The 8587-nt window shown below is 66.9% G+C and carries 8 protein-coding genes; 5 read left to right on the top strand and 3 right to left on the bottom strand.

Going from position 1 to position 8587, the window contains the following annotated elements:
- Positions 1 to 499 precede the first annotated feature (499 nt).
- From C5N14_RS33640 to C5N14_RS33630, 4 genes are all read left to right on the top strand, one after another.
- Positions 500 to 901 (top strand): alcohol dehydrogenase catalytic domain-containing protein, encoded by a 402-nt coding sequence (locus tag C5N14_RS33640; RefSeq protein ID WP_243640213.1) that lies wholly within the window; start codon positions 500 to 502, stop codon positions 899 to 901.
- Positions 902 to 909: 8 nt separating this feature from the next.
- Positions 910 to 1617, top strand: coding sequence for a zinc-binding dehydrogenase (locus C5N14_RS33635; protein WP_243640207.1), 708 nt, complete (start codon positions 910 to 912; stop codon positions 1615 to 1617).
- 496 nt (positions 1618 to 2113) lie between these two features.
- Entirely contained in the window at positions 2114 to 3538 is a 1425-nt protein-coding gene (gene rox / locus C5N14_RS29545) for a rifampin monooxygenase (protein ID WP_207892927.1), read from the top strand.
- Positions 3539 to 4073: 535 nt separating this feature from the next.
- Positions 4074 to 4217: a hypothetical protein gene (locus C5N14_RS33630; RefSeq protein ID WP_243640205.1), complete on the top strand. Its 144-nt coding sequence runs from the start codon at positions 4074 to 4076 to the stop codon at positions 4215 to 4217.
- Between the two features lie 233 nt (positions 4218 to 4450).
- Here the strand turns inward: C5N14_RS33630 and C5N14_RS29535 are convergent, their stop codons facing one another.
- Both C5N14_RS29535 and C5N14_RS29530 read right to left on the bottom strand, forming a co-directional pair.
- The gene (locus C5N14_RS29535; RefSeq protein ID WP_117672911.1) at positions 4451 to 5725 is read right to left on the bottom strand and encodes a multidrug effflux MFS transporter; all 1275 of its coding nucleotides are present in this window, start codon (positions 5723 to 5725) and stop codon (positions 4451 to 4453) included.
- Between the two features lie 93 nt (positions 5726 to 5818).
- Positions 5819 to 6841 (bottom strand): zinc-dependent alcohol dehydrogenase family protein, encoded by a 1023-nt coding sequence (locus tag C5N14_RS29530; RefSeq protein WP_117672909.1) that lies wholly within the window; start codon positions 6839 to 6841, stop codon positions 5819 to 5821.
- Positions 6842 to 6977: 136 nt separating this feature from the next.
- Here C5N14_RS29530 and C5N14_RS29525 point away from each other — a divergent pair, with 136 nt between their 5' ends.
- A complete protein-coding gene (locus C5N14_RS29525; protein ID WP_117672907.1) occupies positions 6978 to 7874 on the top strand; it encodes a helix-turn-helix transcriptional regulator in 897 nt (298 codons plus the stop codon).
- 1 nt (position 7875) lies between these two features.
- On the opposite strand, the gene C5N14_RS34360 is transcribed toward C5N14_RS29525, so the two are convergent.
- The gene (locus C5N14_RS34360; RefSeq protein ID WP_371685933.1) at positions 7876 to 8451 is read right to left on the bottom strand and encodes a cyclophilin-like fold protein; all 576 of its coding nucleotides are present in this window, start codon (positions 8449 to 8451) and stop codon (positions 7876 to 7878) included.
- Between the last annotated feature and the right edge of the window lie 136 nt (positions 8452 to 8587).

Raw genomic sequence — 8587 nt, 5'->3', positions numbered from 1 at the left:
GACCGATCATCAGGATCAGCGCGCCGCCGAGCAGTTGGCTCACCCGACGCGAGGGTCTCCGAACAGTCACCGTCACTCCTCGTCGACTACAAAAGGGCGACTGTGATCATGCCGCCCGGGTTGCCGCACCATATAGCGCGACACCCATCTATGTCGATACCTTGCACGAGACCCGAAGATGACGAAGATTTCCTACACAAATGGCGGACATTGGGACAACTTCCGTGTGCCGCCTGGGGGCGCATCGTCGACCCCCTGCCCCACCCCACGGATCCCCTCGATGAGCCGAGCCTTTCAAAATCGGCCGCTCGACCTGTGGAAGGTCGGCAAGCCTGACGGCAGGAGACGAGATAAGTGGGCCTGACAGCCCTCTCAGCGGGGCGGACGGAGGGAGTCCGATAGATCCGGCCAAGACACGGGAATGCGTCTTCTGGAAACGAGTCGGCGTCGCGGGCGCTGATGCGGAGAGTAAGGAGCCTAGGGCCATGGTGGAGTAGTGATGCATGCCGCCGGTGATGGCCGGGTAGAGGAGCGAGAGGACCCGAGGATCATCGAACCCACGGACGCGATCATCCGGGTGACCGCGAGCTGTGTCTGCCGGTCCGATCTGCGGCCGTACCGGGGCATCGAGGCCGTCAACGATCAGGTTATGGGCCACGAGGACGTGGGCGTCGTCGAGGAGATCGGTCCCGAGGTAAAGAACGTCAAGGTCGGCGACTTCGTCATCGGGTCGTTCGTCAACTCCGACAACACATGCGAGATCTGCCGGTCCGGCTACCAGTCCAAGTGTGTGCAGGGCGAATTCGTGTCGGCGACGGTCGCTCTCAGGCCGAGAAGGCCCGTATTCCGCCGGCGGATGGCACCCTGGTTCCCACGCCGGGGCAGCCGGATCCGGAGCTGATCCCGTCGTTGCTGGCCGCGTCCGACGTGCTCGGCACTGGCTGGTTCGGTGCCGTCGCCGCCGAGGCCAGCCCTGGCAAGACCGTCGTCGTCGTCGGTGACGGAGCGGTTGGCCTGATGGCCGTCCTCGCCGCCAAGCAGCTGGGCGCGGAGCGGATCATGGCGATGTCCCGCCACCCTCAGCGGCAGGAGCTGGCTCGGTTCTACGGCGCGACCAACCTCGTGGAGGAGCGCGGCGACGAGGGCGTGGCGAAAATCAAGGAGCTCACGAACGAACTGGGTGCGTACAGCGTGATCGAGGCGGTCGGCACGCAGGAGTCGATGACGCAGGCCATCCGGTCCACCCGACCCGGCGGGCACCTCGGCTTCGTCGGCGTCACCCACGATGTCGAGCACCCTGCCACTCGACCAGGCCGCGGAGGGCTACAAGGCGATGGACGAACGCCGCGCCATCAAGGTGCTCCTCACCGTCCGACCCGGCTCCCCACGCAACTCCCCGCCCACCTGCGCACCCGGCAGCGGGGCGGGCAGACGCGTTCGCTCAACCCGGCAGGAATCGCGGTGGCTAGCCACGAGTCCGCGCCGATGGTGTTCCTCATCCGCGCCGCCCGCTACCTCGACACCCCGAACCTGGGCAGCTCCTGCGCCGGCACCACCCGCTCTTCCGATGGGCCGGAACAGACGACCTGCCCAGCTGGCGCTGGCAAACCGCAGTGAGCACGACCGGAGCATCTATGCCACGCTCCGCGCCGGAGACATCCCCGCCACTGGCCCGCTCATCTGAAAAGCTGACCCGGAAGAAGCCAACCGAAACGAAGAGGAAGGAACAGCCATGGCCTGGTGGTGGCAAACCCTGATCAGCATCGCCGCCGCACGGGCACGTTTGGAGTCGTGATCACATGGCTGGGAAAGGACTGGACGGGATGATGCTCGGGCTTGTAGCTTGCAGCTGACCGTGACACCGCCCGAGGAGGTGAGACCCATGAACGCTGTATCGATGTGGGTGCTCCCCCTTCCCGTCACGGTCGGGCGATTGACGTAGGTGTCGCCGGGAGCGCCTCGCCAACAAGGGCACTCCCGAAAGGCAACACCTATGCACTCTCTGCAATTCACCGCCGAGCCGTCGTCGACCGATACGGTCGAGCGCGACTCCACCGTGGTCGAGGTCCCCGGACTCCCATCGCCGGCCTCCGGCACCGCTCGCGCGCCCCTCATGTTCGACGTGATCATTGCCGGGTGCGGGCCGACTGGTGCAGTGCTGGCCGCCGAACTGCGGCTGCACGATGTGCGGGTACTCGTCCTACAGAAGGAAACCGAGCCCGTGTCGTTCGTCCGCATAGTCGGTCTGCATATTCGCAGTATCGAGCTGATGGCAATGCGCGGGCTGCTGGAGCGCATTCTCGAACGCGGAAGACAGCGTCCGGCCGGCGGCTTCTTCGCCGCCATCAACAAACCCGCGCCCGAGGGCCTGGATTCCGCGCACGCCTATCTGCTGGGCATCCCGCAGCCGGTCATCGTTCACCTGCTCGAAGAACATGCGATCGAACTGGGTGCGCAGGTCCGGCGCGGTTGTGCGGTGGCCGATTTCGAGCAGGACGACGAGGGTGTGACCGTCGAGCTGGCCGACGGGGAACAGCTGCGCTCGCACTATCTCGTCGGCTGTGACGGCGGGCGCAGTACGGTGCGCAAACTGCTCGGCGTCGGCTTCCCCGGCGTGCCCTCGCGGACCGAGACGCTGATGGGCGAGATGGAAGTGGGTGTGCCGCAGGAGGAGATCGCCGCCAAGGTGACCGAAATCGGCGAGACCAATAAGCGATTCAGCCTCAGGCCCTTCGGCGAAGGGGTCTATCAGGTCATAGTTCCCGTCGCGGGGGTCAGCGATCGTGCGGAACCGCCCACCCTTGAGGATTTCAAACAACAGTTGCGCACCGTCGCCGGAACCGATTTCGGCGTGCACTCCCCTCGCTGGTTGTCACGTTTCGGAGATGCCACCCGGCTAGCCGAACGTTATCGGGTCGGGCGGGTGCTGCTGGCCGGCGATGCGGCACACATCCATCCACCCATCGGCGGACAGGGTCTCAACCTGGGCGTTCAGGACGCATTCAACCTCGGCTGGAAACTGGCCGCACAGATCCGCGGCTGGGCGCCGGAAACACTGCTGGACACCTACCAGGCCGAACGCCATCCGGTCGCCGAGGACGTGCTGGACAACACCCGCGCCCAGATGGAACTGTCGTCCACCGAACCGGGCCCGCAGGCCGTGCGCAGGCTGCTCACCGAACTGATGGACTTCGACGAGGTGAACCGCTATCTGATCGAGAAGATAACCGCGATCGGCGTCCGCTACGACTTCGGCGCGGGCCCCGACCTGCTCGGCCGCCGCCTGCGCGACATCGACGTGAAGCAGGGCCACCTCTACGGTCTGCTGCATCGCGGCCGTGGCCTGCTGCTGGACCGCACCGAACGCCTGACCGTCGGCGGCTGGTCGGACCGAGTCGATTACCTCGCGGATCCCACTGCGGTACTGGATGTTCCGTGCGTCCTGCTACGCCCCGACGGCCACGTCGCCTGGATCGGCGACGATCAGCAGGACCTGGACGACCACCTTTCCCGCTGGTTCGGCAAGCCCGCCAACTAATTTCGCCTGAGCAACCGAAAAATGAATGCGAACACGCCTGCCTTGGGTCGAGACCATGACAGGGACGGGTTCGTGTGGTCATCCCGCATATACGTGGCGAGATAGCGAGCGAATCTGCGGCGCTGTCGGCCAGAAGCTGGGAGTGTGTCGGACATCCACCGCCCGCTGGCATGGCGGAAAATGGCCATGCCAGCGGGCGGTAGCCGGCCGTGCTGTCCAGGTCTCGGCCAGGGCCCCGGCGAGCGCTGAGCGTCCACGATCCTCGATGAGAGCGCCGATCCCGGCACTGGATCACATTCGCCGAGACGTATATCGACGTGCTCCTTCTCATCGAATCTGATCCACCGCAGCTCAGCGCCACCCAGCACGGATCAGATTGGGTGAGAGCTCACACCGGATACCGCCGGCACGCCCGGGGACTGGGCCGGACGGGGGAATGCCCGTCGGACAAGCAGCCACCAAGCAGCCACACGTCCACAAGAGACGGGAAGCGACGAGCCTGACCGGCGTTTCCGCACGTCAGAATGCGCCGGTCATGACCGATCCAGTCACGACGGGACGCCGCGCGGCGAACACCCGCAAACGCCGCGCGGCCGCGCACGCCCTGCGAGCTGAAGGGCTGTCGATCAGCGCGACCGCCCGCCGGCTCGACATGAACGTCAGAACAGCCCGCAAGTAGGCCCACGCCGCCCACCGCCGACGACTTGATCGGCCCGAACGCCAGCAGCCGACCCAGCGTTCTCGCCCCGTTCCACCCCTACCTGCGGCAACGCCTCGCCGACGGCGTCCACCAGACAGCCTGCGCTACCAGGGCAGCCTGCGCGTGCTGCGGGACTGGCTCACCACCGCCCGTACCGGCCCACGCGTACGGACGTTCCGGTGCCCTCCGCCCGGCGGATCACCGCCTGGAGGTCACCGAGCAGTTCCGACCGGCCCGCACACGCCGATCATGCTGGAAGGTCCGTCGGCGGCGGCGAGGTGGGGTCCGCTACTGGCCTCGTCGCCGGGGAGGACGACGTAGGTGATGGCGGCGAGGGCGGCTGACAGGACGGTGACAAGTCCCAGCGGTGTGGCGTTGCCGGCGCCGCCGAGGCCGACCAGCGGTGCGGCGATGCCGCCGAGCCCGAAGCGGGCGAGTCCGAGCACGGATGACGCGGTGCCGGCCAGTTCCCGGTAATTGGCCAGGGCGAGTGAGGTCGTCGGCGGTGAGGTGACGGCGACACCGGAGGCCAGGACGAACAGCGAGGCGAGGACGACCGGCAGCGGCAGAGCAAACAGGCCGGTGGCCAGCAGACCGAGGGAGCCCGCCGCACACATCGCGATGCCGATGCCGAGGGTCCCGCGCTCCGACCAGCGCTCAGCGGTGCGACCAGCGATGTAGCCGAAGACCATGAAGCCGGCAGAGTTGGCACCGAACGCGATCGAGTACCCCTGGGGTGAGAGGCCGTAGACGCCCTGGAGGATGTAGGTCGCGCCGCTGAGGTAGGCGAAAAGTGCAGCGTGGGTGAGCCCGCAAATCAGCACCGCGCCGAGGAAGAGGCGGTCGGACAGGAGCTTGCGGAAGTCCCGTCGGGTCTGCTTCGTCCCGCCACTGATGCGCTGATCAGCAGGCAGGGTCTCGCGGAAGATGACGAGGGATGCCAGGAGCAGGACTACGCCAATCCCGGCGAGGAAGAGAAACAGTCCGCGCCAGTCCGTAAAGCGGGCGAGTTGCCCGCCGATGACAGGTCCGACGATCGCGGCGAGGCCACCGAGCACCGTGAGGCGGCCGTAATAGCGGATGAGTGCGCCGCCCTCGTACACGTCTCGGCCGGCGGCTTGGGCGATGACGATGCCAACGGCCCCGGCGAGTCCCTGCGCGAAACGAGCGAGGACGAGTGTTTCGATCGTGGGGCTGATCGCGCACAGGGCCGAAGCAGCAACGTACGCGATGATCCCGATGAGCAGGGGAATCCGGCGCCCGAAGCGATCGGAGAGCGGGCCCGCGATCAGTTGCCCGACCGCGAGGCCGACGAGGCAGGCGGTCAAGGTGAACTGCGCCGCGGAGGTAGCTGCGCCGAGGTCGGTGGTGAGCGCTGGGAGAACGGGGAGGTAGAGGTCCATCGAGACGGGCCCGAACACCGTCAGCAGCATCAGCAGCGTCGCGAGTGCGGGACCGACGCGACGGCCGGAGCGAGTGTCTGTCATCTGTGGGCTTTCTTGCGGTCGGGCAGGATGCCCGAAGAGAACAGGGTGAGGGCCCCTGGGAATCACGCCAGGGGCCCCTTCCGAGCGGGTGATTCAGAAGGTGAGCAGCACCTTGGTGGCGTGGCGTTCGTCCATCGCCTTGTATCCCTCGGCCGCCTGGTCGAGCGGGAGAGTGAGGTCGAAGACCTGGCCGGGGTCGATCTGGTCGGTCATGATCAGGTCGATCAGCTCGGGCAGGAACCGGCGCACGGGCGCGGGGCCGCCGAGCAGGCTCACGGTGGCGAAGAACAGCTCCAGGCCGTTCAGCTCGACCCCGTGGGAGACGCCGACATATCCGACGTGCCCGCCGGGCCGGGTGGCACCGATGGCCTGCAACATAGATTCCTGAGTGCCGACGGCCTCGATGGTCGAGTGCGCGCCATAGCCGCCGGTGAGATCCTTGATCTTCGCCACGCCCTCGTCGCCGCGCTCTTCGACGATGTCGGTGGCACCGAAGGCGCGAGCGAGCGCCTGCCGGTCGGTGTGGCGGGACATCGCGATGATCCGCTCCGCGCCGAGCCGCTTGGCGGCGAGGATGCCGAGCAGGCCAACGGCGCCGTCGCCGACGACGGCGACGGTCTTGCCCGGTCCGGCCTCGGCGGCGACGGCGGCGAACCAGCCCGTACCGAGCACGTCCGAGGCGGCCAGAAGGCTGCGGGCCTGTTCCGGTGTCGGCTCGCCGGGAACTTTGACGAGAGTGCCGTCGGCGAGCGGGATGCGGGCGTATTCGGCTTGGGTGCCGATGGCACCCATCATTACCTGGTGGACGCAGCGGGACTGGTAGCCGGCCTGACAGATTTCGCAGGTGTTATCAGAAGCGACGAACGAACCGACGACGAAGTCGCCGACTTTGATGTCGAGGACCTGGTCGCCGATCTCCTCGACGACGCCGATATACTCGTGGCCCATCTGGATACGGCCGTTCAGCTCCTCGAGACCGCGGTAGGGCCACAGGTCGGAGCCGCAGATGCAGGTGGCCGTGACGCGGATGATCGCGTCGGTCGGCTCAATGATGGTGGGGTTCTCGACGTCCTCGACCCGGACGTCTCTGGGGGCGTGCATGACGACAGCGCGCACGGGTTCTCTGCTCCTCATTCTTCGATCACGTGTTCCGTGCCAACGACACCAGGTTTGCCGCGCGCGTGGGAGTCCCGGTTGATAGAGGTACTCGCAGGGACTCCTTCGTGGCTAGGGTTCGGCATACCGTGGAGGCATGGACAATCGGGCAGAGGTTCGTGAGTTCCTCATCTCCAGGCGAGCCCGGGTGACACCGGAGCAGGTCGGCCTGCCTGGCGGCACGAACCGTCGGGTCGACGGGCTGCGCCGAAGCGAGGTCGCCACACTCGCCGGAGTGAGCGTCGAGTACTACACACGGCTGGAACGCGGCGCGATCAGCGGCGCTTCCCCGGAAGTGCTCGACAGCCTCGCCAGGGCGCTGTGCCTAGACGATGCGGAACGGGCGCACCTGTTCGATCTCGCGCACGCGGCCAACCCGGTCGCCCGCCCACCAAAACGGCGCAATCCGAAGACCTGGGCCCCGCACCAGAGCCTGCAGTGGGTGCTCGACGCCATCACCGCGGGCCCCGCATTCGTCCGCAACGGCCGCATGGACATCCTGGCTGCCAACACGCTCGCCCGAGCCTTCTACCGGGATATTTACGACATGACGGGGCAGCCACCGAACATCGCCCGGTTCACGTTCCTCGACGAACGCGCCTACGACTTCTACCCCGACTGGGACATGTTCGCCGATGTGACCGTCGCGATCCTGCGCACCGAAGCCGCCCGCGATCCGCACAACAAGGAGTTGCACGACCTCATCGGGGAATTGTGCACGCGCAGCGACGAATTCCGTCGCCGCTGGGGCGCGCACAACGTGCGCCACCACGGGGCCGGGTTCAAGACCTTCCACCATCCCGTCGTGGGCGAGATGACGCTGGCCTATGAGGGGCTGGGGATGGAAGCCGAGCCTGGGCTGTCGATCACGGTCTACGCTGCCGAACCCGGCACTCCGTCCGCAGAACGGATGCAGTTGCTCGCCTCGTGGGCCGCCACCGAATACGGCGAGGCGCGTACCACACCGCCGGAGCGTGAGAACACCGAGCTCTAGCTCAACCGGCGGCTCCGATCCTGACGTTCTGCCCGTCGAGGTGCAGGTCGTCGGTCGTGCCGGTGCGGACGAGATCATCGGAGTGGCCGAGCCCGTCGGCACGGTAGAAGAAGCCGAGGTTGCCCCAGGGCATGTAGGAGAACGGGTCGGCATTCTCCAGGGTCATGCCGGTCGCCCCGTCATAGTCGACCCGCCTGGACAGTGTGGTGACCTTCTTCCTACCGCCGCACTCCTCGAACGGGAGCGTCATCGGCAGCATCGACGGAAAGTCCCGGGTCGTGGGCGTATTTTCCTCGATGGCCACTTCGACCGTGGTCGAACCGGTTCTGAACCGCACGACCCTGTCGTCGCGGGCCAGGCGCTCTGCCACGTAGGCGAACAGGTAGTCACGGACAGCGTCGGCGTCCCCGGCCGACCGGTTGAGCAGCCGCTGCATCCGGTCCGGCGTGCCGTCGCCGGCAGCCTCGGCCAGGGTCCAGCCGTTCTTGCTCGCCAGCGGCGACAGCAACCCGACCAGGTAACTCAATGCCTGCCGGCGCGGCTCCGCACCTCCGAACCGGTGCGCAAGCCGCGCCAGCAGATCATCCAGACCCGCCCACCATCCGACAACTCATCGACCAAGACGAGTGCGACATGTACAACAACGCGTCCGCACGCGCGACTCAGACAGCGATGGAACCCACGCTGGAACGCCGCACGAGATTGCAAGTTAA

Source organism: Micromonospora sp. MW-13, from assembly GCF_003434305.1.
GTDB lineage: Bacteria > Actinomycetota > Actinomycetes > Mycobacteriales > Micromonosporaceae > Micromonospora.
Note: the sequence above shows the minus strand (reverse complement) of the source record. Positions and strands in the feature narration are given on the sequence as shown.